24 protein-coding genes are annotated in these 26,425 nt (G+C 60.1%); 17 read left to right on the top strand and 7 right to left on the bottom strand.

Annotated elements, in window-relative coordinates:
- Positions 1 to 47 precede the first annotated feature (47 nt).
- The 6 genes from I6L37_RS01550 to I6L37_RS01525 all read left to right on the top strand — a co-directional run bounded on the left by I6L37_RS01550 (position 48) and on the right by I6L37_RS01525 (position 4,989).
- Entirely contained in the window at positions 48 to 788 is a 741-nt protein-coding gene (locus I6L37_RS01550; protein WP_042070463.1) for an ATP-binding cassette domain-containing protein, read from the top strand.
- Positions 789 to 812: 24 nt separating this feature from the next.
- Positions 813 to 1,550, top strand: a complete 738-nt coding sequence (locus I6L37_RS01545; protein WP_042070462.1) for a transporter substrate-binding domain-containing protein — start codon at positions 813 to 815, stop codon at positions 1,548 to 1,550.
- A 3-nt stretch (positions 1,551 to 1,553) separates the two neighbouring features.
- Positions 1,554 to 2,204, top strand: coding sequence for an arginine ABC transporter permease ArtQ (gene artQ / locus I6L37_RS01540; RefSeq protein ID WP_042070460.1), 651 nt, complete (start codon positions 1,554 to 1,556; stop codon positions 2,202 to 2,204).
- 3 nt (positions 2,205 to 2,207) lie between these two features.
- Positions 2,208 to 2,870: an arginine ABC transporter permease ArtM gene (gene artM, locus I6L37_RS01535; RefSeq protein ID WP_042026678.1), complete on the top strand. Its 663-nt coding sequence runs from the start codon at positions 2,208 to 2,210 to the stop codon at positions 2,868 to 2,870.
- Between the two features lie 221 nt (positions 2,871 to 3,091).
- Positions 3,092 to 4,027: a malate dehydrogenase gene (mdh, locus tag I6L37_RS01530; RefSeq protein WP_042070459.1), complete on the top strand. Its 936-nt coding sequence runs from the start codon at positions 3,092 to 3,094 to the stop codon at positions 4,025 to 4,027.
- Between the two features lie 413 nt (positions 4,028 to 4,440).
- Positions 4,441 to 4,989 carry a tetratricopeptide repeat protein gene (locus I6L37_RS01525; protein WP_224212266.1) on the top strand — a complete coding sequence of 183 codons (549 nt, stop codon included), beginning with the start codon at positions 4,441 to 4,443 and terminating at the stop codon, positions 4,987 to 4,989.
- A gap of 97 nt (positions 4,990 to 5,086) precedes the next feature.
- On the opposite strand, the gene hmpA is transcribed toward I6L37_RS01525, so the two are convergent.
- Positions 5,087 to 6,280, bottom strand: a complete 1,194-nt coding sequence (hmpA, locus tag I6L37_RS01520) for an NO-inducible flavohemoprotein (protein ID WP_042070456.1) — start codon at positions 6,278 to 6,280, stop codon at positions 5,087 to 5,089.
- Positions 6,281 to 6,392: 112 nt separating this feature from the next.
- On the opposite strand from hmpA, the gene I6L37_RS01515 reads away from it, so the two are divergent.
- Entirely contained in the window at positions 6,393 to 6,860 is a 468-nt protein-coding gene (locus I6L37_RS01515) for an Rrf2 family transcriptional regulator (protein WP_026456667.1), read from the top strand.
- 33 nt (positions 6,861 to 6,893) lie between these two features.
- Here the strand turns inward: I6L37_RS01515 and I6L37_RS01510 are convergent, their stop codons facing one another.
- Together I6L37_RS01510 and ccsA are read right to left on the bottom strand one after the other, a co-directional pair.
- Complete coding sequence (locus tag I6L37_RS01510) at positions 6,894 to 8,174, bottom strand: HlyC/CorC family transporter (RefSeq protein ID WP_042070453.1); 1,281 nt, start codon at positions 8,172 to 8,174, stop codon at positions 6,894 to 6,896.
- Positions 8,175 to 8,215: 41 nt separating this feature from the next.
- Positions 8,216 to 9,004 carry an inner membrane protein YpjD gene (ccsA, locus tag I6L37_RS01505; protein ID WP_042026762.1) on the bottom strand — a complete coding sequence of 263 codons (789 nt, stop codon included), beginning with the start codon at positions 9,002 to 9,004 and terminating at the stop codon, positions 8,216 to 8,218.
- Between the two features lie 205 nt (positions 9,005 to 9,209).
- Between ccsA and ffh the strand changes: the two genes are divergently transcribed.
- The 5 genes from ffh to rplS all read left to right on the top strand — a co-directional run bounded on the left by ffh (position 9,210) and on the right by rplS (position 12,724).
- A complete protein-coding gene (gene ffh, locus I6L37_RS01500; protein ID WP_216993099.1) occupies positions 9,210 to 10,586 on the top strand; it encodes a signal recognition particle protein in 1,377 nt (458 codons plus the stop codon).
- A 179-nt stretch (positions 10,587 to 10,765) separates the two neighbouring features.
- Positions 10,766 to 11,014 (top strand): 30S ribosomal protein S16, encoded by a 249-nt coding sequence (gene rpsP, locus I6L37_RS01495; protein ID WP_042026671.1) that lies wholly within the window; start codon positions 10,766 to 10,768, stop codon positions 11,012 to 11,014.
- Positions 11,015 to 11,038: 24 nt separating this feature from the next.
- Complete coding sequence (gene rimM / locus I6L37_RS01490; protein WP_042026670.1) at positions 11,039 to 11,560, top strand: ribosome maturation factor RimM; 522 nt, start codon at positions 11,039 to 11,041, stop codon at positions 11,558 to 11,560.
- Positions 11,561 to 11,594: 34 nt separating this feature from the next.
- The gene (trmD, locus tag I6L37_RS01485) at positions 11,595 to 12,344 is read left to right on the top strand and encodes a tRNA (guanosine(37)-N1)-methyltransferase TrmD (protein ID WP_005308699.1); all 750 of its coding nucleotides are present in this window, start codon (positions 11,595 to 11,597) and stop codon (positions 12,342 to 12,344) included.
- Between the two features lie 32 nt (positions 12,345 to 12,376).
- Entirely contained in the window at positions 12,377 to 12,724 is a 348-nt protein-coding gene (gene rplS / locus I6L37_RS01480) for a 50S ribosomal protein L19 (RefSeq protein ID WP_005308701.1), read from the top strand.
- A gap of 99 nt (positions 12,725 to 12,823) precedes the next feature.
- Here rplS and I6L37_RS01475 read toward each other — a convergent pair whose 3' ends face one another.
- Together I6L37_RS01475 and mutH are read right to left on the bottom strand one after the other, a co-directional pair.
- Positions 12,824 to 13,147, bottom strand: a complete 324-nt coding sequence (locus I6L37_RS01475) for an isoamylase early set domain-containing protein (RefSeq protein WP_042070451.1) — start codon at positions 13,145 to 13,147, stop codon at positions 12,824 to 12,826.
- An 82-nt stretch (positions 13,148 to 13,229) separates the two neighbouring features.
- Positions 13,230 to 13,904, bottom strand: coding sequence for a DNA mismatch repair endonuclease MutH (gene mutH / locus I6L37_RS01470; protein ID WP_216993098.1), 675 nt, complete (start codon positions 13,902 to 13,904; stop codon positions 13,230 to 13,232).
- A 733-nt stretch (positions 13,905 to 14,637) separates the two neighbouring features.
- Here mutH and rppH point away from each other — a divergent pair.
- The 4 genes from rppH to thyA all read left to right on the top strand — a co-directional run bounded on the left by rppH (position 14,638) and on the right by thyA (position 19,144).
- The gene (rppH, locus tag I6L37_RS01465; protein WP_042070448.1) at positions 14,638 to 15,165 is read left to right on the top strand and encodes an RNA pyrophosphohydrolase; all 528 of its coding nucleotides are present in this window, start codon (positions 14,638 to 14,640) and stop codon (positions 15,163 to 15,165) included.
- A gap of 14 nt (positions 15,166 to 15,179) precedes the next feature.
- Positions 15,180 to 17,459, top strand: a complete 2,280-nt coding sequence (gene ptsP, locus I6L37_RS01460; RefSeq protein ID WP_042070447.1) for a phosphoenolpyruvate--protein phosphotransferase — start codon at positions 15,180 to 15,182, stop codon at positions 17,457 to 17,459.
- 66 nt (positions 17,460 to 17,525) lie between these two features.
- Entirely contained in the window at positions 17,526 to 18,350 is an 825-nt protein-coding gene (gene lgt / locus I6L37_RS01455; protein WP_026457733.1) for a prolipoprotein diacylglyceryl transferase, read from the top strand.
- The gene (gene thyA, locus I6L37_RS01450; protein ID WP_026457734.1) at positions 18,350 to 19,144 is read left to right on the top strand and encodes a thymidylate synthase; all 795 of its coding nucleotides are present in this window, start codon (positions 18,350 to 18,352) and stop codon (positions 19,142 to 19,144) included. The genes lgt and thyA overlap by 1 nt, the downstream gene beginning before the upstream one ends.
- Before the next feature lie 124 nt (positions 19,145 to 19,268).
- Here the strand turns inward: thyA and I6L37_RS01445 are convergent, their stop codons facing one another.
- Positions 19,269 to 19,682, bottom strand: coding sequence for a hypothetical protein (locus I6L37_RS01445; RefSeq protein ID WP_201941893.1), 414 nt, complete (start codon positions 19,680 to 19,682; stop codon positions 19,269 to 19,271).
- 263 nt (positions 19,683 to 19,945) lie between these two features.
- Between I6L37_RS01445 and pulA the strand changes: the two genes are divergently transcribed.
- The gene (gene pulA / locus I6L37_RS01440; protein ID WP_254203533.1) at positions 19,946 to 23,629 is read left to right on the top strand and encodes a pullulanase-type alpha-1,6-glucosidase; all 3,684 of its coding nucleotides are present in this window, start codon (positions 19,946 to 19,948) and stop codon (positions 23,627 to 23,629) included.
- A gap of 206 nt (positions 23,630 to 23,835) precedes the next feature.
- Here the strand turns inward: pulA and I6L37_RS01435 are convergent, their stop codons facing one another.
- Positions 23,836 to 26,277: a zinc/cadmium/mercury/lead-transporting ATPase gene (locus tag I6L37_RS01435; RefSeq protein WP_216993096.1), complete on the bottom strand. Its 2,442-nt coding sequence runs from the start codon at positions 26,275 to 26,277 to the stop codon at positions 23,836 to 23,838.
- Between the last annotated feature and the right edge of the window lie 148 nt (positions 26,278 to 26,425).

Here is a 26,425-nt window from a genome sequence, read left to right as displayed (position 1 = left end):
GGGGTAGAATTAGGACGAAATTTTGCAAATTTATTCAATTTGGTTGTATGGGTATTGAATTAGTCGGTATCGAAAAATCCTGGCACAAGGTGCCGGTGTTGCAACAGGTCAGTTTCCGGACCGCTCCCGGCGAGACCCTGGTATTACTGGGGCCGAGCGGCGCGGGCAAGAGTTCCCTGTTGCGTATGATGAATCTGCTGGATACGCCGGATGCCGGTGTGCTGCGCATTGGCGAGAGTGAATTTTCTTTCCCGAGCACTCTGTCTGCCGCCGACTTCAATCGCCAGTCACAACTGTTGCGGCGCAAGGTGGGCATGGTGTTCCAGCAGTACAATCTGTGGCCCCACCTCACGGTCATGGAGAATCTCATTGAGGCTCCGGTCAAGGTGCTCGGCATGAGCAAGGCGGCGGCCATCGAGAAGGGGGCCTATCTGCTGGCCCAGCTGCAACTGGCCGACAAGCGCGATGCCTGGCCGGCCCGTCTCTCCGGTGGTCAGCAGCAGCGGGTGGCCATCGCCCGCACCCTGATGATGGATCCGGAAGTCCTGCTGTTTGACGAGCCGACGGCGGCGCTCGATCCCGAGATCACCAAGGAGGTGGCCGAGATCATCCGCAACCTGAGCCAGACCGGCATTACCCAGGTGGTGGTGACCCACGAGGTGGAATTCGCTCGCAAGGTGGCCAGCCAGGTGATCTATCTGGAGAAGGGGCGCATCATAGAGTCAGGTAGCGCCGCCATTTTCCAATCTCCGCAAACCAGCCGGTTTGCCGAATTCTTGATGCATTGATATTGAGTCGATAAGGAAGCTGTCATGAAAAAGAGTCTGTTGCTGGTTGCCGCCATGGGGCTGTTGAGCACCCAGGTGCTGGCGCAAGAGATCAAGTTCGCTACCGAGGCCACCTATGCGCCGTTCGAATATCTGGACGAGAAGAACGAGTTCCAGGGGTTTGACATCGATCTGGCCCGCGCCATCTGTGCCCAGGCCAAGCTGGAGTGCAGCTTCCACAACCAGGCCTTCGACAGCCTGATCCCCAGCCTCAAGTTCCGCCGCTATGATGCCGCCATCGCCGCCATGGACGTGACCCCGGAGCGGGCCGCTCAGGTCGACTTCTCCGACATCTATTACGAGAACTCGGCGGTATTCGTGGCCAAGAAGGATGCCTTCAAGCAGCCGGAAGAGATGGTGGACAAGACGATCGGCGTGCAGAATGGCACCTCCCACCAGTCTTATCTGGTGGACAACTGGGTCGGCAAGGGGTTGCTCACCGTGCCTTACGCCAGCTATCAGAGCGCCTTCCTCGACATGATGAATGGCCGCACCGACGGGGTCTTTGCCGATACCGCAGTCGCTGCCGACTGGCTCAAGCAGCACAAGGACTACGCCGTGGTCGGTGAGCCTGTGACCGATGCCAAGTACTTCGGTACCGGCTTTGGCATCGCGGTGGCCAAGGGCAACCAGGAGCTGCTGACCAAGCTGAACAAGGGGCTGGCCGACATCAAGGCCAACGGCACCTATCAGAAGATCTTCGACAAGTACTTCGCCCAGTAAGCCATGTTGAGCCTGTTGTTGGACGCAGCCTGGATGACCCTCGGGCTGGCCTTGGCATCACTGGTCGGGGGTATGGTGCTGGCGCTGGCGTTCAGCGCCGCCGAGCTCAGCAAGCTCCGTTGGCTGGTGTGGCCGGTGGCCACGCTCACCACCCTGATACGCGGTCTGCCCGAGCTGCTGGTGGTGCTCTTCATCTACTTCGGCTCGACCCAGGTGCTGTTTCTCATCACAGGTGAGTATGTGGAGTTCAGCCCGTTCGCCTGTGGCGTGCTGGCGCTCTCTCTGCTGTTCGCCAGCTACGCGACCCAGACCCTGCGGGCGGCACTCAATGCGGTGCCCGCCGGGCAGCGGCTGGCGGCGCTGGCGCTGGGCCTTGGCAAGGGCCACATCTTCTTTCGCATCGTGCTGCCCCAGGCCTGGCGCCACGCCCTGCCGGGGCTGGGCAACCAGTGGCTGGTGCTGCTGAAAGACACGGCCCTGGTCTCCCTCATCGGGGTCAACGAGATGATGCGCCAAGCCCAGATGGCGTCGGCCAGCACCTATCAACCCTTCACCTGGTATGCTGCCGCCGCACTCATCTACCTGGCCATCAGCCTGGTGAGCGAATACGGCCTTGGCCTCGCGGCCCGTTATACCCGCCGCTACGGAGGCTAATCGATGCAAGAGTATCTCGTCACCCTGCTGGGGGGGCTGCTGACCACCCTGGAGCTGACCCTGTTCAGCCTGCTGCTCGGTATCACGCTGGCGCTGCTGATGACCTGGGTGCTGGAGCGGCGCATCCCGCTTGCGACCCAGTTGGTGCAGTTGTGGGTGCTGATCTTCACCGGCACGCCGTTGCTCATCCAGATCTTCCTCATCTACTACGGGCCCGGCCAGTTCGAGTGGCTTAAACAGAGTCCGCTCTGGCCATTGCTCAAGCAGCCCTGGTTTTGTGCCGTGCTGGCACTCGGCCTGAACACGGCTGCCTATTCGACCCGCTTGTTCAAGGGGGCACTCGACGCCATTCCGGCTGGTGAGGTGGAGGCGTGCCGCGCGCTGGGGTTTTCGGCGGGGCAGACCCTGTGGATGAAGGTGCGTCATGCGGCGCGGCGACTGGTGCCCGCCTACTCCAACGAGGTGATCCTGGTGCTCAAGGGCAGTTCGCTGGCCAGTACCATCACCATCATGGACATCATGGGGCTGGCCCAGCGTCTCAATGCCCAGACCTATGACACCCTGGCGGTGTTCGGCGTCGCGGGTGCCCTCTACCTGACCATGAACGGATTGTTAACAATTGGTTTTCGCTGGTGTGAACGGCGAGCCCTCGCCTTCCAGAGCTGAAACCAGTCAATCTACCTCTTTGTGGTGAGGGGTGATGCAGGAAATCTGTGCTTCCCCTCCAATTTTTCGCATTTTTCCCCATTTTTATTCGCCGCCTGTCTTCTGGTTCACATAACCCGTTATTGCAACTGTTATCAGATTGTTTTTTATGGGGGGATCCATTAAGGTTGGGCGCACAACAACAAACAACCTTAAACCTACGCTTAAACATGGAGTTGATCATGAAAGTTGCCGTTCTGGGTGCCGCTGGTGGCATCGGTCAAGCCCTCGCTCTGCTGTTGAAAAATCGTCTGCCTGCCGGTTCCGAACTGAGCCTGTATGACATCGCTCCCGTGACCCCGGGTGTTGCCGTTGATCTGAGCCACATCCCCACCGACGTGGCCATCAAGGGCTTCTGCGGTGAAGACCCGACTCCCGCCCTGGCCGGTGCCGACGTGGTGCTGATCTCTGCCGGTGTGGCGCGCAAGCCGGGGATGGATCGCTCCGATCTGTTCAACATCAACGCCGGTATCGTCAAGAATCTGGTAGAGAAGTGTGCGGCGACCTGCCCGAAAGCCCTGATCGGCATCATCACCAACCCGGTCAACACTACCGTCGCCATCGCCGCCGAAGTGCTGAAAAAAGCCGGTGTCTATGACAAGCGTCGCCTGTTCGGTGTCACCACTCTGGACGTGATCCGTGCCGAGACCTTCGTGGCCGCCGCCAAGGGCCTGAATGTCGACAACGTGCGTGTCAACGTGATCGGTGGCCACAGTGGTGTGACCATTCTGCCGCTGCTTTCCCAGGTTGAAGGGGCTTCCTTCACTGCCGAGGAAGTGGCTGCCATGACCAAGCGTATCCAGAATGCCGGTACCGAAGTGGTAGAAGCCAAGGCGGGTGGCGGCTCCGCAACCCTCTCCATGGGCCAGGCTGCCTGCCGTTTCGGTCTGTCGCTCATCAAGGGTCTGAAGGGCGAAGCCAACGTCATCGAGTGCGCCTATGTAGAAGGCAACGGCGAGCACGCTACCTTCTTCGCCCAGCCGGTGCTGCTCGGCAAGAACGGTGTCGAGACTGTGCTGGACTACGGCAAGCTGAGTGCCTTCGAGCAGGAAGCGATGGAAGGCATGCTGGCTACCCTGAAAGCCGATATCCAGCTGGGTGTCGACTTCGTCAAATAAGCGGTTCATCCTCGCGCAAAGGGAGCTTCGGCTCCCTTTTGTTTTATTGGGCAAGGTGACAGGCTAAGGGGAGCGGGATTTTGGCCGATAACAGAGAGCAGCAGGAGATCCCTATGATGAAACCCCTTACGCTTCTTGTTCTGAGCATTCTGTTTACCTCGCCCTTGTACGGCGCCGAGGCGGTGTCGGCTGCTGCGCCAAGCGAGACGCCTGCTGTTGCTGCCGTGGCCCCTGCTGCGAGTGCCGCCGCGCCTGTTCCCTCCGCCGCGACCCCGAGTGCTCCCGTGTTGTTGCCGGCAGAACCCCTGCCGCCTGCGCCAACAAGCAGTGCTGCACCTACTTCAGCGGCCGCCCCCTTGCCACAGGCGACGCCGGCTCCGGCTCCTGTCGTGACGCCACTGTTGGTTGGCGAGTTGCAGGCGGTACCTCTCTATCGCCAGGACGAGCTGCTCAACTGGATTGAACAGGGGCGCCATCTCAAACAGGTCAAACAGGACCGCTGTCAGTTGACCCAGGATATCGAGGCGCGGGCCTCGGTGATGAAGATCCCGGCCTATCAGTTCCTGTGGGGCGATATGCTGGCCTGGGGAGTTTGCACCAAGTCCAATGCCGAGCTCGGGGTGCAATATATGTGGGAGGCAGCCAATCAGGGACTGGCGCCTGCGCTGGAACAGCTGGGTCGCTACTACTGGAAGGGGACGCTGGTGCAAAAGGATCTGGTGCGTGCCGAAACCCTGATGCGCGAGGCGGCCAGCCAGGGTTTTCTGCGGGCCAGGATCGAGTGGGTCGAGATGCTGCTGCAGGGGATGGGTAGTCCGCTTGACTACGAGGATGCCTACCGTTGGTTGCACGGCTCAGTGATAGGCGACAAGGCATTGCACCAGAAGGCGGCGAGCCTGCTGAAGCAGCTTGGCAACCGCATGCCCGCCAACGTGGTGGCTCGGGCCAAGGCCATGCACTGAAAAAATGACCCACGGATCTGCATCCGTGGGTTGGGAGTGGGAGGTTACCGTGCCGTGACCGGCTGGCTCCTCGTCAGGAGAAAGTGTTTAACCCGCCTTACAGATCCTTATGGGGACCAAACACTTCGTAGTGCAGCTGTCCGGCAGGAATGCCCGCCGCGAGCAGCTGATCCTTGATGGATTGCATGAAGCCAAGCGGCCCGCAGAAGTAGTAGTGGGCATCGGGCGCGAGCAGCTCTGCCACCTGAGCCAGATCCATAGTTCCCCGGAAGTCATAATCTTTCCCCTGCTGATCCTGAGCCATCGGCTCCCGGTACCAGACCCGGCTCTGCAGCCTGTCATGCTGCGCGCACTTGTGCCGGATATCCTCCCTGAAGGCGTGCAGATCCCCTCGTTCGCAGGCGTGCAGCCAGCTGATGCTGGCGCCATGGTCTCTGGCCAGCAGATGGTTGAGCATGCTCAGCATGGGAGTGAGGCCCACTCCGCCGGAGATCAGCACCACCGGGGTCGCCTTGTCAGCCTGCAGGAAGAAGTCGCCGGCCGGTGGCATGACGTCGATACTGTCACCGACGTGCAGATGGTCATGCAGCAGGTTGGAGACTTGTCCCTCTGGCTCGCGCTTGACGCTGATGCGGTACTCCCGGCCGTTGGAGGCATCGGAGAGGGAGTACTGGCGGATCTCCTGATACTCGAGCTGGGGGTGAGCCAGCTTGATACTGAGGTATTGCCCCGGTTTGAAGTTCAGCACGGGTTGACCATCCGCCGGAGCCAGCACGAAGGAGGTGATGAGCGCGCTCTCGGCCCGCTTCTCCTTGATAATGAAGGGGCGGGTTCCCTGCCAGCCACCGGCCTGGGCCGCCTTCTCCTGATAGATCTCCCGCTCCCGGCCGATGAAGATGTCGGCCAGTACCCCGTAGGCCTTGCCCCAGGCATCCAGAACCTCGTCAGTGATCGCACTTCCGCCCAATTCTTTGAGCGTGGCCAAGAGATGACTACCCACAATGTGATATTGTTCGGGCTGGATCAGGAACCCCGTGTGCTTATGAGCGATGCGCTCGACCGCACCGGCCAGGGCACCCAGATTGTCGATATTCTTCGCATAGGCGGCCACGGCATTGAACAGTGCCAGCGGTTGGCCGCCACTGCGCTGATGGGCCAGATTGAAGATATCTTTCAATTCCGGGTTATGACTGAACATGCGCTGATAGAAGTGTTGAGTCAGCGCCGGACCTGCCGATTCGAGCAAAGGGATGGTGCTTTTGATGACGGCAACGGTCGTTTGGTCTAGCATAGGGAACCTCTTTCTAATTGAACATATAAAATGTCATTTAATAAATGGCATCCTAGATGTTTATTTGATTTGGATCAACACTTCACTTTTCGCATTGCGCTAATCAGGCTTTATGAGACTAACCAGTTATACAGATTTTGGATTGAGAGCCCTGCTTTATCTGGCCACCCTGCCGGAGGGAGAGCTCTCAAGTGTTGCCAAGGTATCGGCCTTGTACGGCGTGTCACGCAACCACATGGTGAAGGTGGTCAACCAGCTGGTGAAGCTGGGGTATCTGCAATCCCAGCGCGGCAAGAACGGTGGCATTCGCATGGCCTGTGATCCTGCGACCGTCAACATTGGCCAGGTGATCCGGGCGCTGGAGGGAAATCTCGACGGTATCGACTGCAACTCGCCAGCCTGCCACATCGTCTCGGTCTGCCTGTTGAAGAGTGCCCTGAAGGAGGCGATGGATGCCTTCCTGGCGGTGATGGACAGCTACACACTGCAGGATCTGCTGGCCAACCGTGACGAGTTGCAGAAGGTGTTCGGAGAGCTGATCCCGACCCTGGTGCTGGAGCCCGAGGAAGAGGGCGAATAATCACTAAAAAGGGCTGCCAGAGGCAGCCCTTTTTCAATCTTCGTCGTGGGTGTCCGGACGATAGGATGCCGGCATGATCCGCGCCATCTTGACCATGTTGTTCTCCACTTCCAGGATCTCGATGGGATAGCCCGCCAGCCGGATACCGATGTTGGGCTGGGGGATCTCCTCCAGGTATTCGAGGATCAGGCCGTTGAGGGTCCGCGGACCGTCGATGGGCAGCTGCCAGTTCATCTCCTTGTTCAGCTCGCGCACGTTGGCCGAGCCCTCCACCAGGAAGGTGCCATCCGGCTGGGGGTGGATCTCGTCGCTGGGTGCCGGGGTCATGGAGGTGGTGAAGTCACCCACAATCTCTTCCAGGATGTCGTCCAGGGTGATCAGACCCTGGATATCGCCATATTCATCGACGATAAGGCCGATCCGCTCCTTGTTGCGCTGGAACTTGGCCAGCTGCACGTTGAGGGGCGTCCCTTCCGGAATGAAATAGATCTCGTCCACTTCCCGCAGCAGGCTCGACTTGTTGAACTGATCCTTGGCCATCAGGCGCAGGGCGTCGCGAGCGTGCAGGAAGCCCACCACGTCGTCGATGTTGTCGCGATAGAGCAGGATCTTGGTATGGGCGCAGTGGGCCAGCTGGCGCAATATGGTCTTCCAGTCGTCGTTGATGTCGATGGCGTAGATATCATTTCTGGGCACCATGATGTCCTCGACCAGCATCTTGTCGAGATCCAGGATGCTGAGCAGCATCTCCTGGTGGCGCTGGGGGATCAGGTTGCCCGCCTCGTTGACGATAGTGCGCAGCTCCTCGGTATTGAGGGAGTCATCCTTGTTCGGATTGATCTTCAGCATCTTGAGCAGACCGCTGGTGATGCCGTTGATCATCCAGACGAAGGGCGAGAGGGGCACCATCAATCCCTTGAGCACCCAGGAGGCGGGATAGGCGATCTTCTCCGGGAACATGGCCGCCAGGGTCTTGGGGGTGACCTCGCCGAAGACCAGTACCACCAGGGTCAGGCCGAAGGTGGCGACGGCTACCCCGAGATCGCCAAACAGGCGGATACAGACGATGGTGGCGATGGCGGAGGCGAGAATATTGACCAGGTTGTTGCCGATCAGGATCAGCCCCAGCAGGCGATCGGGTCGGGACAGCAGTTGCTCGACGCGGCGTGCTGCCTTGTGTTTGGTCTGTGCCAGATGCCGCAGCTTGTAGCGGTTGATGGACATCAGACCGGTTTCGGAACTGGAGAAGAAGGCGGATAGAAGGATCAAGAAAACGAGAACAATCAGCAATGTGCTCGTTGAGATGCTGTCCAAGAAGGGCTCCTGTGGATGGTGTCGCTAAAGGGGAAAACGGGTCAGCTCAACAGCACTTCTTTGACGAAGCGGCTGCCGAAGTAGGCCAGGGTCAGGATGACGCTGCCAATCAGGCTCAGGGTGATCACCTTGCGGCCGCGCCAGCCATAGGTGTGATGGCCCCACAGCAGCAGTACATAGACGCACCAGGCCAGGATGGAGAGCACGGCCTTGTGGGACTTGCCTTGGGCGAACATATCCTCAAGGAAGAAGAGGCCGGAGGCGATGGAAAGAGTGAGCAGCAACACACCCGCAGAGATGAGCTGGAACAGGCGCTTCTCGACCGTCATCAGGGGCGGCATGGCCGGCAGCTGGCTGATTTTTCTCGATTTCAGCTGCTTGTCCAGACAGGCGAGCTGCAGTGCAAACAGGCAGGCGATCATCAATACCGAATAGGCCATCAGGGCGAGGCCGATGTGCAGCAACAGCTGGGGATGGGCCTCCAGATGGGTGATGTAGCGACCGGGAATGAGGGCGCTGGCGGCCAGCAGCAGGGCCGAGAAGCTGTAGACCACCGGCAGCAGGATCCAGCCGTTGAAGCGGCGGGTGACGCAGGTCATGAAGCAGCTGATGATGAGACTGACCAGCGAGGCCACGTTGAGCATGCTCAGGTTCTGGCCGGAACTCAGTAGCACTTCCGAGCCGAGAGCGCTAGCGTGAGTCATCAGGGCCAGTCCGATGCAGGCGAACAGGGGGCGCTGTCCCACCGGCTTGGCGCTCAGTAACAGATGCAGGGAGGCGACGATGGCCAGCAGATAGAACGCCAGGGCCAGAACAGAGATCACGATCATAACCAGGTCGTTGTTGCACAAGCATTTAGGGATATAAGAGGGGCAGTATACCTTGCACAAGATATGCTCGCCAGTTGTGCTGCCGCCGATCTGCCCATATATAAGGAGGAAGGCGCTTACTGCGACAGTGCGGTGAATAATCGTTCTCGCGCCAGCTCTGGGTTATAATGCCCCCCATTTGTTACGCCAAGAACCGGAATGCGTCATGTTTGAGAATTTGACAGAACGACTCTCGCGCACCTTGCGCAATGTCAGTGGCCGTGGTCGCCTGACCGAAGAGAACATCAAGGATACCCTGCGCGAAGTCCGCATGGCGCTGCTCGAGGCGGACGTCGCCCTGCCGGTGGTGCGTGATTTCGTCGCCCGTGTCAAGGAGCGGGCGGTTGGCCAGGAAGTGGCCAAGTCCCTGAGTCCGGGCCAGGCCTTCATCAAGATTGTCCACGGCGAACTGGTCACCGTGATGGGGGAGGCCAACGAACAGCTCAACCTGGCTGCCCAGCCACCGGCCATCATCCTGATGGCGGGTCTGCAGGGTGCCGGTAAGACCACCACGGTTGGCAAACTGGCCAAGCTGCTCAAGGAACGCAACAAGAAGAAGGTGCTGGTAGTCAGTGCCGACGTCTACCGTCCCGCGGCCATCAAGCAGCTGGAAACACTGGCCGGCGACATCGGCGTCGACTTCTTCCCGAGCGATGCCAGCCAGAAGCCGGTCGATATCGCCAACGCGGCCATCGATCAGGCGCGCAAGAAGTTCTATGACGTGGTGATCGTCGATACTGCCGGTCGTCTGCACGTCGATGGCGAGATGATGGAGGAGATCAAGCACCTCCACGCCACCATCAAGCCGGTAGAGACCCTGTTCGTGGTCGACGCCATGACAGGTCAGGATGCCGCCAACACCGCCAAGGCGTTCAACGAGGCGCTGCCGCTGACTGGCGTGATCCTCACCAAGGCGGACGGTGACGCCCGTGGTGGTGCCGCCCTGTCGGTTCGCCACATCACCGGCAAGCCGGTCAAGTTCATCGGTATGGGTGAGAAGACCGATGCGCTGGAGCCGTTCCACCCGGATCGTCTCGCCTCCCGCATCCTCGGCATGGGCGATGTGCTGTCACTCATCGAAGAGGTGGAGCGCAACGTCGACAAGGAGAAGGCTGCCAAGCTGGCCAGCAAGGTCAAGAGCGGCAAAGGCTTCGATCTGGAAGACTTCCGCGAGCAACTGGCCCAGATGCGCAACATGGGCGGCATGATGGGGATGCTCGACAAGCTGCCCGGCATGTCCGGCCTGCCGGACAACGTCAAGGATCAGATGGATGACAAGCTCACCGTGCGCATGGAGGCCATCATCAGCTCCATGACGCCGAAGGAGCGTGCCCATCCCGATCTCATCAAGGGCTCCCGCAAGCGCCGTATCGCCGCGGGCTCCGGCATGCAGGTGCAGGACGTGAACAAGCTGCTCAAGCAGTTCACCGAGATGCAGCGCATGATGAAGAAGATGTCCGGCAAGGGCGGCATGCGCAAGATGATGAGCCAGATGAAGAATATGATGCCCCCCGGCTTTGGTGGCGGTCGCGGCCCGTTCTGATCATCCATGCCGTATTGAGAGAGGGTCTGCCAGCAGCAGGCCCTTTTCATTACTGCCCTGCGCAAAAAATGGCTGGCTTGGTTGCAATTATTACGAATCCAAGTAGAATTATGCGGCTTATTTTAAGCTAGGGTCCGCGTGTTTGCGGGCCTTGTTCATTAGATGTTAATGAGGACGATATGGTAACCATTCGTTTACAACGTGGTGGCGCGAAAAAGCGTCCGTTCTACCAGGTAGTAGTTGCTGACAGCCGTAACGCCCGCGACGGTCGTTTCATCGAGCGCGTTGGTTTCTTCAACCCGGTTGCTTCTGGTAACGCTGAAAAGCTGAACCTGGACCTGGCTCGTATCGAGCATTGGGTTGCTACTGGTGCCGCTGTTTCTGAGCGCGTTGCCAAGCTGATCAAAGACGCTGCCAAAGCTGCTTAATCAGCCAGACGGTAAGGAGTTAAGGTGGAAAAACCTGTAGTTCTGGGCACCCTGGGTACCGTTTACGGCATCAAGGGTTGGCTTAAAGTGAACTCCTTCACCGATGTTGCCGAAGCGATTTTCGATTACAACCCCTGGCTGATCAATCAGAACGGGGCGTGGCGTGAAATTCGGGTTTCGTCCTGGAAACGTCACAACAAGGGTCTGATCTGCAAACTCGATGGTATCGACGTGCGCGAGGAAGCCCTGGCATTGACCAACGTTGAGATTGGCGTACCCGCCGATCTGTTGCCTGCGTTGCCCGAGGGCGAGTTCTACTGGCGTGACCTGATTGGTTGCTCCGTAGTGACCACCAAGGGATACGACATGGGCAAGGTGACCGAATTGATGGAAACCGGCTCCAACGATGTGTTGGTGGTTGAGGCCAATGTAAAAGATGCCTTTGGTGCAAAGGAGCGGTTGATTCCGTTCCTGGAAGAGCAGGTGATCAAGAATATTGATCTGACTGCTCGAACAATCGAAGTTGATTGGGATCCTGGTTTCTAGTTTCCCGCGGTAACACGAGTGCCGGAGGTTTCTTATGTGGATTGGGGTGATTAGCCTCTTCCCTGAAATGTTCCGAGCCATTACCGAGCACGGGGTAACGGGTCGGGCCGTCAAGAGTGGCCTGCTGCAGATTGAGTGCTGGAACCCCCGGGACTTTACCCACGACAAGCACCGTACGGTCGATGATCGTCCTTATGGTGGTGGGCCCGGCATGTTAATGATGGTTCAGCCGCTGCGTGACGCAATTCATGCAGCCAAGCAAGCGGCGGGAGACGGGGCGAAAGTCATCTATCTCTCTCCTCAGGGACGCAAGCTGACTCAAGCGGGCGTAACCGAGTTGGCGACGAATCAGAAACTGATTCTGGTTGCCGGTCGATACGAAGGTATCGATGAACGCGTGATACAAACCGAAGTCGACGAAGAGTGGTCTATCGGGGATTACGTGTTAAGTGGTGGCGAGTTGCCTGCCATGACCCTGATCGATGCGGTTTCGCGTCTGGTCCCTGGGGTTTTGGGTGATCAGGCCAGTGCCGAGCAGGACTCCTTTACGGATGGCTTGCTGGATCATCCCCACTATACTCGGCCGGAGGTGTTGGATGGGCTGGCGGTGCCCGAGGCGCTGACAAGCGGCAATCACGAAGTGATTCGACGCTGGCGTCTCAAGCAATCGCTCGGACGAACCTGGCAAAGAAGGCCGGAACTTATTAACAACCTAGCTCTGACTGACGAGCAAGAATCACTTCTTGCCGAGTATGTCCGCGAAGTGCGTGACAGCGTTAAGTAGAGTTTTCAGTTTATCCTAGGTAAGGAAAGACAATGAGCAAGATTATTCAGCAGCTTGAACAAGAGCAAATGCGTACCGACATCCCGGCTTTTGCCCAGGGCGACACCGTACGTGTTCAAGTTCGTGTTAAAGAAGGTGGTAAAGAGCGTCTGCAGGCTTTCGAAGGCATCGTGATTGCCAAGCGTAACCGCGGTCTGCACTCTGCTTTCACCGTTCGCAAGATCTCCAACGGCGAAGGTGTTGAGCGTGTATTCCAGACTCACTCTCCGCTGATCCACAGTGTAGAACTGAAGCGTCGTGGTGATGTTCGCCGCGCCAAACTGTACTACCTGCGCAACCTGTCCGGTAAAGCTGCTCGTATCAAAGAGAAGCTCAACTAATTCGATTCGAATTGGTGTCGATATGTCGGCGAAAGCTCGACAGGTAGTGAAAAGGCTCGCCAATGGCGAGCCTTTTTTGTATCTGCTAGCGGGGGAGCCTTACTGATTCACCCGTACCACGGAGTTATCCCGCCCGAAGGGGCCTGGCACATAGCCATCGGCCTCCCAGTCGTTGTCATAGAGGGTCTCTCCCTCTGGGGTGATGAGCTGGTAGCAATATTCGAAATAACCGGGCCCGTCGGTGGGCAGGTTGAGGGTGGTCTTGAACTCGCCGCTCTTCATCTTTTTCAGATCGACCGGCTGCCACTGGGTGAATTCGCCCAGCAGGCGAACCTGCTCGGCGCCGGCGGCCGCCTCTTTCTCCACGGCAAAGGTGACTTTGACTTCGGGTTTTGATTTGAGGAATTGCTTGATGAGTGGCATGACGCCTCCTTGTCAGTGAGTACAAAAAATAGATGCTGCCTATTTTTATACCAGCTTATGACAAGGATGTTGATACAGCAGGTCAAACCGGCAGGGCGAAATGGCGTTGCAGCAGGCCGTGGGTAAAGTTGATCTTGAGATAGAAGCCCCGTGGCAGCGTCATGATGGGCTGACCATCACGGCCGATGGCCCGGGTCAGCGCCTTGTTGTTGGCCGCCTTGGGTCGTAGTTGCATCACCTGGCCGTGGCGAGCACTGATCTGCTCCACTTCTCCCAGCACTATCATGTCCATCAGCTCTTCCCAATCCTGACGCAGCAGTCGATCCTCCTCTTCGTTCGGGCTCCACATCAGCGGCATACCGACTCTGCGCTCCCCGATGGGGATCTCCCTGCTACCTTCCACCGGGATCCAGAGTACCCGTGACAATTTGTTGCGCACGTTCGATTCCTCCCAGCGCTGGCCGGTGACACCGATCAACGGGGCAACGCAGACGAAGGTGGTTTCCAGCGGTTTGCCCTGAGGATCGATGGGGATCGTCTTGAGCTCGATCCCGAGATCCGGGAAGTCCTGCTCCGGCTTGCTGCCGGCACTGGCACCCAGCTGCCATTCTATCAGCTGGCCGACCCAACCCTTGTCCCGGCGCAGATCCCCGGGAACGGCTATGCCCGCCTGTGCAGCCAGCTGGGCCAGCGTGAGACCTGCCATGGCATAGGCACGGGCCAGCAACTCCTGCTCGGATTGGGGATTGGTCGGCATACTTGGTTCCATCTTGTTCGCTCTCTCCTCGCCAGCCTGGATCCAGAGAAGGATCGCTGTTTTTATAGCCGATCCTGCATGGAGACGGGCAAATGGGGATAATTTGGCTGTTATCAGCACATCTCAATGATTTTAAAGGGTTTTGGTTATTTTATCGAGGCCAGTAAAGAGTGGCTTTTTAGCTTGAAACAGTTGTCCAAGGGTTTGTGCCTGATGTTGCACACAGTTATCCACAGAAATCTTGGATAAGTGAATGTAACTGGGAAGAGTCGCCGAGATGTTACAAAAAAATGTGAATGCCGCCCCATTTTTACAGGGGAAAGCGGGCAGATAGTGTGCCACTCCTGTGGATAATTTGGCCGTGGTGGATCTTTGAACAGTTGGACTTGTTCACAATCCATGGCGTGGATCCTGCGGGGTCGCCATCGAGGATCCAGAAGCGCTATTTTACATTTAACTATATGTATAATAATGTTTTTACTTGTTGGCTACGGGATGGGGATATACCGTTGGCATTTTTACTCATCATCAAAAAGTACTGTATATACCCGTTTACTAACAGCTTTATGCACAGTCTGGGTGGGCAACTTGCCATCGCAGATCCTGCGATTTGTTTATAAGTATGTTTGAAATTGAAAGTTATTCATGAAACGGGGGATTCACTCCTTGTTTGCTGCCACGGGGTGAATGTGGAACAATCTCTTTATAGATTCAGCCTTTATAAGGTGATCACGTGATTGATGGCGACGGATTTCGTCCCAATGTCGGTATCGTGATCTGTAACCGTGACGGACAAGTATTGTGGGCTAAGCGCTATGGGCAGCACTCCTGGCAGTTCCCGCAGGGGGGGGTTGATGATGGTGAATCGCCGGAACAGGCCATGTATCGAGAGCTATATGAGGAGATTGGCCTCAAGCCCGAAGATGTGACCATATTGGCCACCAGTCGTAACTGGCTAAAGTATCGTTTACCCAAGCGTCTCGTCCGTTGGGACAGTTCACCGGTCTGTATTGGCCAAAAACAAAAATGGTTCCTGTTGCAGCTGAATTCGGGCAGGGAGTCCCGGATCCAGTTTGGCTGTCATGGCCATCCCGAATTCGATGATTGGCGCTGGGTCAGCTTCTGGTACCCGGTGCGCCAGGTTGTCTCGTTCAAACGGGAGGTTTATCGTCGGGTCATGAAGGAATTTGCCCCGCTGGCGATGCCGGTCGCGGCAACCCAGGTCAACAAGAAGGATGGGCGGCGCCATCGCGCACGCTAAGGAGCACAGATTAGTTGTTAACGGAACTGAGACGTATCGTCGAGAGCATGGCCGAGGCCAATACCCTCGAGCAAGCCCTGCAGGCCCTGGTCAGCCAGACCCGGCATGCCATGAAGGTGGACTGCTGCTCCGTCTATGTCTCGGAACCCGACATGCGCCGCTACCGGTTGGCGGCCACCGATGGTCTGGCCCCCTCTGCCGTTGGCAAGGTCACTCTGCCCTTCGAGCAGGGCATCGTCGGTCTGGTGGGTCAGCGTGAAGAGCTGATAAACCTGGCCGATGCCCCCGCGCACCCCAGCTTCAAGTTTCTGCCCGATGTGGCCGAGGAGGCGTTTCGCTCCTTCCTCGGCGCCCCCATCATGCATCAGCGCCAGGTGGTCGGCATCCTGGTAGCGCAGCAGAAAGAGAGTCGCCGTTTCGATGAGGGGGAAGAGTCCTTCATGGTCACCCTGGCGGCCCAGCTGGCGGCGCGCATCGCCCAGGCACAGGCCAAGGGGTGGCTGCAGAAGACCGACTGGAGCAAGCCCCTGCGCGGCATCGCCGGGGCCAGCGGCATCGCCATGGCCAAGGCCTGGGTGTGGCGGCCCCGCAAGGCGCTCAACTCCATCACCCCGCGTAAGGATGAGGAGCACGGCAAGCAGCTGGCTCGGCTGGAAGAGGCGGTGGAGGAGGTGCGCCACGATCTGGAGAGCCTGGCGCTGCGCTTTCGCGAGAGCTACAGCCAGGACTCGGTGGCGATCTTCGATATCTACCTGCACCTGCTGAACGATCCCGGCTACATCAAGCCGATCCGCAACAAGGTGAGCAAGGAGCACTGGACGGCGGTCTCGGCGGTCAAGATCATCAGCGATCGTCTGATCGAGCAGTTCAAGGGGATGAAGGATCCCTATCTGCAGGAGCGCGCCGCCGATGTGAAGGATATCGCCTTGCGCCTCATCAGCCGACTGGTGCAAAACGAACCGGAACATATCTCCATCGGTGAACCCGTGGTGCTGGTCGCCGATGAGGTGACCGCCACCATACTGGCCGAAGTCCCGCGCGAGTTTCTGAGCGGCGTGGTCTCCCTCAAGGGGGGCACCAACTCCCACGCCGCCATCCTGGCTCGCGCCATGGGGGTGGCGGCCATCATGGGGGTGGATCTGCCGCTTGGCGACATCGGTGGTCGCATGCTGGTGGTCGATGGCTACAGCGGCGATCTCTTCATCGAGCCCAACCAGGTGATCCTCACCGAGTATCGCCAGCTGCTCAATGAGGAGCGGGCCCTCGACACCCTGGTGCGCAGCGTCGACAACCAGCCGTCGGAAACCGCCGATGGCACCCCCGTCTCCCTGCTGCTCAACGCCGGCCTCAGCGCCGATACCGAGATAGCCCTCAATCATCTGGCAGACGGGGTCGGTCTCTATCGCACCGAGATCCCCTTCATGCTGCAGGACAGCTTCCCGTCCGAATGGGAGCAAACCGCCCGCTATCGCGGCATCCTGGAGACTTACCGTAATCGCCCCGTCTGCATGCGGACTCTGGACGTAGGGGGCGACAAGCAGCTGCCCTATTTCCCCATCGTCGAGGAGAACCCCTTCCTTGGCTGGCGAGGGATCCGGCTCACCCTGGATCACCCCGAGCTGTTCCTGGTGCAGCTCAAGGCGATGCTGCGGGCCAGCGAAGGGCTCGACAATCTGGCCATCATGCTGCCGATGATCAGCAGCGTGAACGAGATCAAGGCCTCCCGCCGCCTGCTGGATCAGGCCTGGCGGGAAGTGTCGGAAGAGGCAGCCGGCCGGGGAGCCGAGATCCGCTACCCCAGTCTCGGGGTGATGATAGAGGTGCCCTCCGCCCTCTATATCCTGCCGGAGATGGCCCCCCTCATCGACTTCTGGTCGGTGGGCAGCAATGACCTGACCCAGTACCTGCTGGCGGTGGATCGCAACAACGCCCGGGTTGCCAGCATCTATGACGCCTTCCATCCGGCGGTGATCCGCGCCCTGCAACTGCTGTCCGATGCCTCTCGCCGCTACCACAAGCCGGTCTCGGTCTGTGGCGAACTGGCCGGGGATCCGGTCGGCGTGCTCCTGCTGCTGGCCATGGGTTATCGCCGCTTCAGCATGAACACCCACAACATCGCCCGAATCAAGTACGTGCTGCGCCAGTCCCGGCTGGATGAGTTGACCACGCTGCTGGCGGACGGCCTCAAGCACGACAATCCCCACATGCTGCGCGGCCTGTTTGCCCGCTATCTGGAAGAGCATGGGCTGGGCGGCTTGCTGCGGGCTGGCCACAAGGTCAAGTTGCCCGATTGATATTCAGTCTTGTTCCCGCTGGCAATTGATCGGAGAATGCGGCTTTTCTTATGACTGGGGCCGCTTATGCAGCACGACGGATATTGGGTTTTCTCGCAGATTGATCCCGTAGCATTCAGTTTGGGACCACTATCGGTACGCTGGTATGGTCTCATGTACCTGTTCGGCTTCGCGTTTGCCATGTGGTTGGCGGGGCGCCGCGCCGCCCAGCCGGGCAGTGGCTGGACCCGTGACGAGGTCTCCGATCTGCTGTTTTACGGTTTTCTCGGGGTGATCCTGGGTGGCCGAGTCGGCTATGTCCTGTTCTACAACTTCGATCTCTTCCTCGCGGATCCGACCTACCTGTTCAAGATCTGGACCGGTGGCATGTCGTTCCACGGTGGCCTCATCGGCGTCATCACCGCCATGATCTGGTTTGCCCACAAGACCAGGCGCCACTTCTTCACCGTGGCCGATTTCGTGGCGCCGCTCATTCCGTTTGGTCTCGGGGTCGGCCGCATCGGCAACTTCCTCAACGGCGAGCTGTGGGGCCGGATCACCGATGTGCCCTGGGCCATCATCTTCCCGGAGGCGGGTCCGGAGCCGCGCCATCCGTCCCAGCTCTACCAGTTCGCCCTGGAAGGGGTGGTGCTGTTCATCATCCTCAACCTGTTCTGGCGCAAGCATCCGCCGCGCGGAGCCATCTCCGGCATGTTCCTGCTGTTCTACGGCCTGTTCCGCTTCCTGGTGGAGTTTGTGCGCCAGCCGGACAGCCAGCTGGGTCTCTACTTCAACGAGATCAGCATGGGCCAGATCCTGTCCACCCCGATGATCCTCATCGGAGCCCTGATGATTTGGGCCGCCTACAAGCGCCCGCAGTTGTTTGGTAATGCCGTGAAGGAGGCAAAATAATGAGAGCGTATCTCGACCTGATGCAGAAGATCCTGGATGAGGGCACCGTCAAGTCCGACCGTACCGGCACCGGCACCGTCTCCCTGTTCGGCCATCAGATGCGCTTCAACCTGGCCGAAGGCTTCCCGCTGGTGACCACCAAGAAGTGCCACCTGCGCTCCATCATTCACGAGCTGCTCTGGTTCCTCAATGGCGACACCAATACCGCCTATCTGAAAGAAAATGGCGTCAGTATCTGGGACGAGTGGGCCGACGAGAACGGCGATCTGGGCCCGGTTTATGGCGCCCAGTGGCGCTCCTGGCCGACCGCCGACGGCGGCGTGGTGGATCAGATCCAGAAGGCGGTGGATGACATCAAGCACAATCCGGATTCCCGTCGCATCATCGTCTCTGCCTGGAACGTGGGCGAGCTGGACAAGATGGCGCTGGCTCCCTGCCACGCCTTCTTCCAGTTCTATGTGGCGGACGGCAAACTCTCCTGCCAGCTCTACCAGCGCAGTTGCGATGTCTTCCTCGGCCTGCCGTTCAACATCGCCAGCTACGCCCTGCTGACCCACATGATGGCCCAGCAGTGTGGTCTGGAAGTGGGCGACTTCGTCTGGACCGGCGGCGACGTGCACCTCTACTCCAACCACATGGAGCAGACCGCGCTGCAGCTCACCCGCGAGCCGCGCCCGCTGCCGACCCTGGTGATCAAGCGCAAGCCGGACTCCATCTTCGACTACCAGTTCGAGGACTTCGAGATCCAGGGTTACGATCCCCATCCTGGTATCAAGGCGCCCGTCGCCATCTGATCCCGGCCCGAGCCTTGTCGATGCCAGTCAGTGAATGCTGACTGGCATTTTTCTTTGGTCGGACGGCCCTCTTTGCTCCGTTTAGGCGCGCTTTTCCTGCTTATGGTGGAATGAGGCCCCGGCCTCAATGGGTGTGGCCGTTGTTTTCCGGCTCGGGCTTGTGCTGCCAGATGGCCCCCAGCAGCAGCTTGAGCAGCAGCCCGGGCGGGTTGTCCAGCAGCTTGCCCGACTCCAGCAACAGCTGGCCATCGGCGCGAAAGCCGAGGCTGGCATCTATGCTCTCATCCTCCGTGACCACCTGGATCAGCCCATGCAGGGCGCCCCGCTCTCCCGGTTGGCAATGCAGGCGCAGCTCGCGGGGCTCTCCCAGCAGGGTGAAGGCGCGACTCAGGGGAGGGGAATCTTCATAGTCCGGCCAGCTGAAGAACTGGTACTGCTCGGCGAGCGTGCCCGCCTGCTGGCAAAACTGGTCGAACAGCTGGGCAATGGCCTGGTACTCCTGATCAAGCTGTCTGGCTTGTTCCTCAATCCTTTTCATCCCTTGCTCCTTGTATATCCACTTGATCGGAAATGGTTTTTCTGACCCTGTGACAGGCATTTTCTAGATATGGAGCCAAATGCCGGAAAGGTCTGTGAGCCGGATCCAAGTTTCAGTTTGAAAACGTTATCTTGTTGAAACTGGTCGGTTTTTTTGCCCACCCGCTCACATTTGAAACGATTGTCGCTGATTAATATGGCACCACCTGGCAACGACCGGGTGCTCGACTATCGAGACTAACTACAGCGGGAATTATAAAAATCATGGATATGAAAAAGACCAAGGTGGCGCTGGCAACAGCCTCACTGCTCGTGCTTTTGTCTGGCTGTAATGACAACGGCTCTACCACCCCTGATGTGCCTACCAACCCCGAGATCCCTACCAACCCGGATGTGACCGTCCCTCCCGGCACCGAGGACGGGCCTGTCGCCCGTCTGCCCAAGGTGCAGGCCCCCGCCGAATTGCTGATGGCGGGTGACAATCAGGCGGTCATCGCCCTGGTGGATACCCAGACCAGTGCCGCCCGCGGGGTGGATGGCCCCTTCGCCAGTCATAGTCTTCATCTCTGGAACAACGAAGCGTGTTCCGCCACTGCCGATAGCGGTCTGAATGGCGGTTGGGATGACAAGAGCAATACGCCGACGGCGGCCGACAGCTTTGGCCCTGCCTGGGTGATCCCGCTGGCCAAGGTGGAAGGGTGCATCAACTTTATCGCCCGCAACGGCGATCTGGCCAACCTGACCGGCAGCGACATGAAGGTGGTCTTCAGCGATCATCCGGATCGCACCGTGGCCATCGTCGCCGGCAAGAACGAGATCTTCGACAGCCGGGCCGAGGCCTTCACCGCCGCCTTCGGCGTGGCGGGCGCCAGTGCCCACCTGATCGACGGCAACACCCTGATCTGGCAGGGGGGCAAGGACAAACCCCATGTCCGCCTCTACTACACCGACTCCGGCACCATCAAGGCCAACGCGGAAGGGGTGTTCGACTTCCCCTACATCACCCTTACCCCGACCAGCCTGACTGCCGAGCAGCAGGCCAAGTATCCGCATCTCAAGGATGCCGCCGCCTTCGCCTTGCCTTCGGCTGCGGATCTCAAGCCGCTGCTCAAGGGTGAGCTGGTGGCCATCGGCACCGACGCCGACGGCATTCTGCAGGGGGCGACCCTGGTGCAGAGCGCCGGCGCCCTCGATGCCCTCTACAGCGAGGCGGCCACCAAGCTGACCTATGGCGCCGTGGTGGAGGGGGGCAATGTCACCTTCCGGCTGTGGGCGCCGACCGCCAGAATGGTCAAGCTGGCGTTGTTTGACGAGCAGCACAAGTCGCTCGGCGAGCGCGCCATGATCCTGGACGAAGCCAGCGGCAGCTGGAGCGTACAGGGCGGCAGCGAGCTGGTAGGCAAGTTCTACCGTTACGACATCCAGGTCTATCACCCGGTCAGCCGCAAGCTGGAATCCTATCAGGTGACCGACCCCTACTCCCTGAGCCTGGCGATGAACTCCGAGTTCAGCCAGGTGGTGGATCTCGACGATCCGGCCCTCAAGCCGGCCGGCTGGGACGAGCTAAAGGCTCCCCACCGCCAGCGGAACCCGGCTGACATCATCATCTACGAGGCCCATGTCCGCGATCTGACCGGCAACGACGACTCCACCCCGGCCGAGCACCGCGGCAAGTTTCTCGGCCTGGCCGAGAGCGATACGGTACCGGTCAGGCACCTGCAATCCCTGGCGCAGAGCGGCGTCAGCCACCTGCACCTGCTGCCGGTGTTCGACATCGCGACCATCAACGAGGACCCGGCCAAGGTGGCCAATATCGGCGATGACTTCAGCAAGCTGTGCCAGGTCAACCCCGAGGTGCAGAATTCAGCCTTTGGCGCTTACTGTGGCGGCGGCCAGACCATCGCCTCCGTGCTGGAAACCCTGGATCCGCGTGGCGAACAGGCACAGTCGCTCTACGGCTATCTGCGCGGCGTCGACTCCTTCAACTGGGGTTATGATCCTTATCACTACACGGCGCCGGAAGGCTCCTATGCCACCAACGCCGAGGGCAGCCAGCGCATCTTGGAGTTTCGCGAAATGGTCAAGGCCATCAAGCAGAACATCGGCATGAACGTGGTGATGGACGTGGTCTACAACCACACCAACGAGGCAGGCCTGGGGCCCAAGTCGGTGCTCGACAAGATAGTGCCCTGGTACTATCAGCGCCTCAATCCGGAGACCGGCTCGGTCGAGAACTCCACCTGCTGCTCCAACACGGCGCCGGAACACGCCATGTTCGCCAAGCTGGTGGATGACTCCCTGGTGACCTGGGCTCGCGACTACAAGATCGATGCCTTCCGCTTCGACCTGATGGGCCATCACCCGAAAGATCAGATAGTGCAGGCGCTGGCGGCGGTGAAGAAGGTCAACCCCGAGATCTACTTCTACGGCGAGGGGTGGAACTTCGGTGAGGTGCAGGATGACAAGCGCTTCGTGCAGGCGACCCAGAAGCACCTGGCCGGGACCGGCATCGGATCCTTCTCGGATCGGTTGCGGGATGCGGTGCGCGGCGGCAGTCCGTTCGACGGTGGCGATACCATTCGCAAGACCCAGGGCTTTGGCAATGGCGCCTTTGTGGATCCCAACGAGCTGGATGGCGTCGAGCTGGCCACCGCTTTGCATCAGGCCGATCTGGTGCGTCTCGGCATGGCCGGCAACCTCAAGGAGTTCGTGCTGACCGACAAGGACGGCATCCCGATGAAGGGGGCCGAGATCGATTACAACGGTCAGCCTGCCGGCTATGCCCAGGATCCGACCGAGATCCAGAACTATGTCTCCAAGCATGACAACCAGACCCTGTTCGACAACCTGATCTACAAGGCGCCGGCGGGAGCCGATCTGGTGCGGATGCAGGGGGTATCGTTGGCTACCGCCATGCTGGGGCAGGGCATTCCCTTCACCCACGCCGGCGTCGAGTTGCTGCGCTCCAAGTCCATGGAGCGGGACAGCTACGACTCGGGGGACTGGTACAACCGGGTCGATTACACCCTGGCTGACAACAACTTTGACAAGGGATTGCCGCGCAAGGATAAGGATGGCGACAACTATCCGCTGATCGATCAGGTGCTCGGTCAGCATGCCAAGCCGAGCGGTGCCGATATGGCGACCATGGTGGGCTTCTACCAGGAGCTGGCCAGGCTGCGTCAATCTTCTCGTCTGCTGCGTCTGGGCAGTGGGGCCGAAGTGATCAAGCGGGTTGATTTTCGCAATACCGGACCGGATCAGGTGCCCGGCCTCATCGTGATGACGGTGGATGACGGCATGGCCGCCGGTGCGGATCTGGATCCGGCCATCGACGGTCTGGTGGTGATGATCAACGCCACCAACCAGAGCCGGAGCATCGGTGATTTCCGCGACGGGGCGGATCAGCCCATCGATCTCGCCGGTCTGGTGCTGAGCCCGGCTCACGACAGCAGTGACAGCATAGCCCGCGGAGCCGCGGTGTCCGGTGGCCAGTTGACGCTGGGTGCCTGGTCTGCCGCCGTGTTCGTCAAGCCCCAGAGCGGGGCCCAGGGCACGGGGCTGCCAGTCGGCAAGAAGACGGACCTCAGTACGCTGCCACCCTTTGGCATGACCAATGTCTTCGTGCGTGGCTTCCTCGGCCAGTGGGATCCCGTCAACCAGCTGACCTTCAGTGGCAACTATGTGTATGAGTTGACCATGCCGGTTGCCGAGGCGCAACTGGGTGAGACGACCCTGAAGATTGCGGATGCCAGCTGGGGAGCGCTCAATTACGGCAAGTGTGAGGCCACCGATGTGCTGGCGACGGCGGCACCGCTTACCCTGTGCAAGGGAGGGGATGATATCGGCATGACGCTGGACAAGGCGGGCAGCTACCGGTTTGTCCTGAATGCCATGGACAAGGAGCATCCGACCCTGAGCGTCAGCGTGACCGAGTCCGCGGGGTAAGCAGACCCATAGAGCCCGGGGGATGGCTCGGCGTCCCCGGGTTGAATTCCACCTCGCCAAGGGTGGGATAATCCCGAGAGAGTAAGCAAAGCGCGACTGCCGACCGGCAGGCGCGCTTTTTCTATGTCGTCGTCCGATAAATGGGCAAAGAAAAGCCGCCCTGTCGGGGGCGGCTTGTGGATGTGGCGATTAATGCCTTGACGGGATCAGCGCTTGCGCAGCAGACGCAGGGCGTTGGCGGTGACCAGCGCGGTGGCGCCAGTGTCGGCCAGCACCGCGATCCAGAGCCCGGTGATGCCGAGCAGGCTGGTGACCAGGAAGATGGCCTTGAGCCCGAGCGACAGGGCGATATTCTGGTGGATGATGGCCAGCGCCGCACGGGAGAGGCGGATCATGGCGGCGATGCCACCGAGCTGGTTGTGAGTCAGCGCGGCGTCGGCGGTCTCCAGCGCCACGTCGGTACCGCCCCCCATGGCGATGCCGATGCTGGCGCGCTTCATGGCGGGAGCATCGTTGATGCCATCTCCTATCATGGCGACCTTCTGTCGGGTGGCCTGCTTGGCTATTTCCTGCACCTTGTCTTCCGGCAGCAGACCGGCGCGCCAGTCCATGCCGAGCTCGCCGGCAATGGCCTCGGCGGCGCGCGGGTTGTCCCCGGTCAACATGATACCCTGCAGCCCCAGTACCCTGAGCTCCTGCAGCGCCGCCGCCGCATCCGGCCTGATCTGATCCCGCAGGGCCAGCAGGGCAACCGGTGTGGCCGCATCGTCACGGGTCTGGCAGAGCACCACCACCGTCTTGCCTTGCTGCTCCAGCGTGGCGATCCTTTCGTTCTGCTCGCGGCTCAGGGTGGCCACCCGGCTCGGTGCCAGCAGTTGCCAGAGGGTGCCGTCGATGCGCCCTTCAACCCCCATGCCTGGCAGAGCGCGCAGGTCCCGGGCTGCAGCCAGGGTCAGCGCCTGTTCACTGGCCGCCGTCACCACGGCCTTGGCCAGCGGGTGATGGGACCCCTGTTCGATAGCCGCCGCCAGCGCCAGCAGCTCGCTCTCGGCCTGGCCATTGAGGCTCACCAGCTCGGTCAGTTGCGGCTTGCCCAGGGTCAGGGTGCCGGTCTTGTCGAAGGAGACGGTATCGATATGGGCCAGCCGCTCCAGCGCTGCTCCACCCTTGATCAGAGCCCCTTGCCGGGTCGCGGCCGCCAGGGCAGAGGTGACTGCCGCCGGGGTAGAGATCACCAGGGCGCAGGGGCAACCGATGAGCAGCAGCGCCAGCCCGCGATAGACCCACTCGTCCCAGGGCTGGCCATAGGCGAGGGGAGGGATGATCACCACCAGCAGGGCGACCAGCATGATGGCCGGGGTGTACCAGCGGCTGAAGCGGTCGATGAAGCGCTCGATGGGGGCGCGCTGGCTCTCTGCCTCTTCGATGAGGTGCAGAATGCGGTCGATGGCGTTGTTGCCCGGTTCCGAAACCACCTCGAGACGCACCACTCGATCTGCCGCCAGACTACCGGCGGGCACTTTTTCCCCCTTGCTGCGCTCTACCGGAATGGATTCCCCGGTCAGGGCGCTTTCGTCGAAGGTGCCAAGGTCGTCGAGCAATCTGGCATCCGCGGGCAAACGGGCTCCGGGAGAAATTTCGATGATGTCGCCGGGGCGAAGATCTTCGGCCGCCACCTCTTCCCGGATCTCACCTTGTGGCTGACCCTGTAAACCGGTGCGGATGCGCACCGCCTTGTCAGGCACCAGCGCCATCAGGGCTGTGACCCCCGCACGGGCGCGGGCTGCGGCGTAGGACTCCAGGTGCTCGCCCAGCATAAACAACAGCAGCACCATGGCGGCTTCGGCGGTTTCGCCGAGGAACAGGGCGCCAACGGCGGCGACCGTCATCAGGGTCTCGATGGCAAAGGGGGAGCCGCTCCTGGTCAGTGACCAGGCCTTGCGGGAGATGGGCCACAGGCCCCACAGGGTGGCCAGGGTAAAGAGGGGCTGACCGAATTCGTCCGGCAGCAGGGCCGCCACCAGCATCAGGCTGGCCAGCGACAGGGGTTGCCAATATTTGCCGAGCAGGATCATCAGGGGGCTGCGGCTCTTCTCCTCTTGCTGCCTGGCCTGGGTGGCATCCCTGAGCTGGAAACCGGCGGCCAGCACGGCGGCGGTGACGGGATCGGGGGAGAGGCCGGGGGCCAGATCCACCACCAGTTTTTCGGTGGCAAAGAGTACGCGGGCCTGCTGCACCCCCTCGACCCGGCCGACGGCTGTCTCTATCTTGCGGGCACAGCTGGGGCAGTCCATCCCCAGTACCTGCCAGCTGTGGCGCTGACTGTTGCCAGCGGGGGCCGCCAGCGGCTCGCCCGCGTCGGTAGCCTCGCCGTGTTCATGATGCTCATGGTCATGATCATGGGATGAGGGCTGGCTACAGCAACCCTGGCCGTGACAACTCCCTTGAGGAGGTTCGGCCTCTTCCGGTGACTCGCCGGTCGGGTGCGTCTGATGCTCGTGGGCGGTCTTGCCGGAGCAACTGCTGGCCGGCGCCACGTTGTCGCAGCAGTGGCTGTCGTGCCTATGTTCAGATTGGCCAGTAGTCGCCTTGCTGACGGCCTTGATGGGAGAGGTAGCATGCTGATAGCTGCAGCAGGATTTGCTCATACAGGGTTCCTCTTGGCGGGAGCTCGCCCCTGCGGGCTCCTTGATGACTGGATTCAGTGTAAACCTTGGTGTTATGTCCAAGGTCAATCCCCCTTTATTCTTCAGTCAGTTTCTGGCGGCAGTTTGCCGGCCCGGTGTCGAGGGCGAG

Source organism: Aeromonas sp. FDAARGOS 1407, from assembly GCF_019048725.1.
In the GTDB taxonomy this organism is placed as follows: Bacteria; Pseudomonadota; Gammaproteobacteria; order Enterobacterales; family Aeromonadaceae; genus Aeromonas; species Aeromonas enteropelogenes.
The sequence above is the reverse complement of the archived record's forward strand: the minus strand, read 5'-3'. Positions and strand labels throughout refer to the sequence as shown.

Coding starts and splice junctions, on each gene's coding strand:
- I6L37_RS01435 (WP_216993096.1), bottom strand. CDS start 26,277: ATGAGCAAATCCTGCTGCAGCTATCAGCATGCTACCTCTCCCATCAAG.
- ffh (WP_216993099.1), top strand. CDS start 9,210: ATGTTTGAGAATTTGACAGAACGACTCTCGCGCACCTTGCGCAATGTC.
- I6L37_RS01545 (WP_042070462.1), top strand. CDS start 813: ATGAAAAAGAGTCTGTTGCTGGTTGCCGCCATGGGGCTGTTGAGCACC.
- lgt (WP_026457733.1), top strand. CDS start 17,526: ATGCAGCACGACGGATATTGGGTTTTCTCGCAGATTGATCCCGTAGCA.
- mdh (WP_042070459.1), top strand. CDS start 3,092: ATGAAAGTTGCCGTTCTGGGTGCCGCTGGTGGCATCGGTCAAGCCCTC.
- ccsA (WP_042026762.1), bottom strand. CDS start 9,004: ATGATCGTGATCTCTGTTCTGGCCCTGGCGTTCTATCTGCTGGCCATC.
- I6L37_RS01515 (WP_026456667.1), top strand. CDS start 6,393: ATGAGACTAACCAGTTATACAGATTTTGGATTGAGAGCCCTGCTTTAT.
- mutH (WP_216993098.1), bottom strand. CDS start 13,904: ATGCCGACCAATCCCCAATCCGAGCAGGAGTTGCTGGCCCGTGCCTAT.
- rplS (WP_005308701.1), top strand. CDS start 12,377: ATGAGCAAGATTATTCAGCAGCTTGAACAAGAGCAAATGCGTACCGAC.
- I6L37_RS01445 (WP_201941893.1), bottom strand. CDS start 19,682: ATGAAAAGGATTGAGGAACAAGCCAGACAGCTTGATCAGGAGTACCAG.
- trmD (WP_005308699.1), top strand. CDS start 11,595: ATGTGGATTGGGGTGATTAGCCTCTTCCCTGAAATGTTCCGAGCCATT.
- artM (WP_042026678.1), top strand. CDS start 2,208: ATGCAAGAGTATCTCGTCACCCTGCTGGGGGGGCTGCTGACCACCCTG.
- artQ (WP_042070460.1), top strand. CDS start 1,554: ATGTTGAGCCTGTTGTTGGACGCAGCCTGGATGACCCTCGGGCTGGCC.
- hmpA (WP_042070456.1), bottom strand. CDS start 6,280: ATGCTAGACCAAACGACCGTTGCCGTCATCAAAAGCACCATCCCTTTG.
- thyA (WP_026457734.1), top strand. CDS start 18,350: ATGAGAGCGTATCTCGACCTGATGCAGAAGATCCTGGATGAGGGCACC.
- I6L37_RS01475 (WP_042070451.1), bottom strand. CDS start 13,147: ATGCCACTCATCAAGCAATTCCTCAAATCAAAACCCGAAGTCAAAGTC.
- pulA (WP_254203533.1), top strand. CDS start 19,946: ATGGATATGAAAAAGACCAAGGTGGCGCTGGCAACAGCCTCACTGCTC.
- rpsP (WP_042026671.1), top strand. CDS start 10,766: ATGGTAACCATTCGTTTACAACGTGGTGGCGCGAAAAAGCGTCCGTTC.
- I6L37_RS01550 (WP_042070463.1), top strand. CDS start 48: ATGGGTATTGAATTAGTCGGTATCGAAAAATCCTGGCACAAGGTGCCG.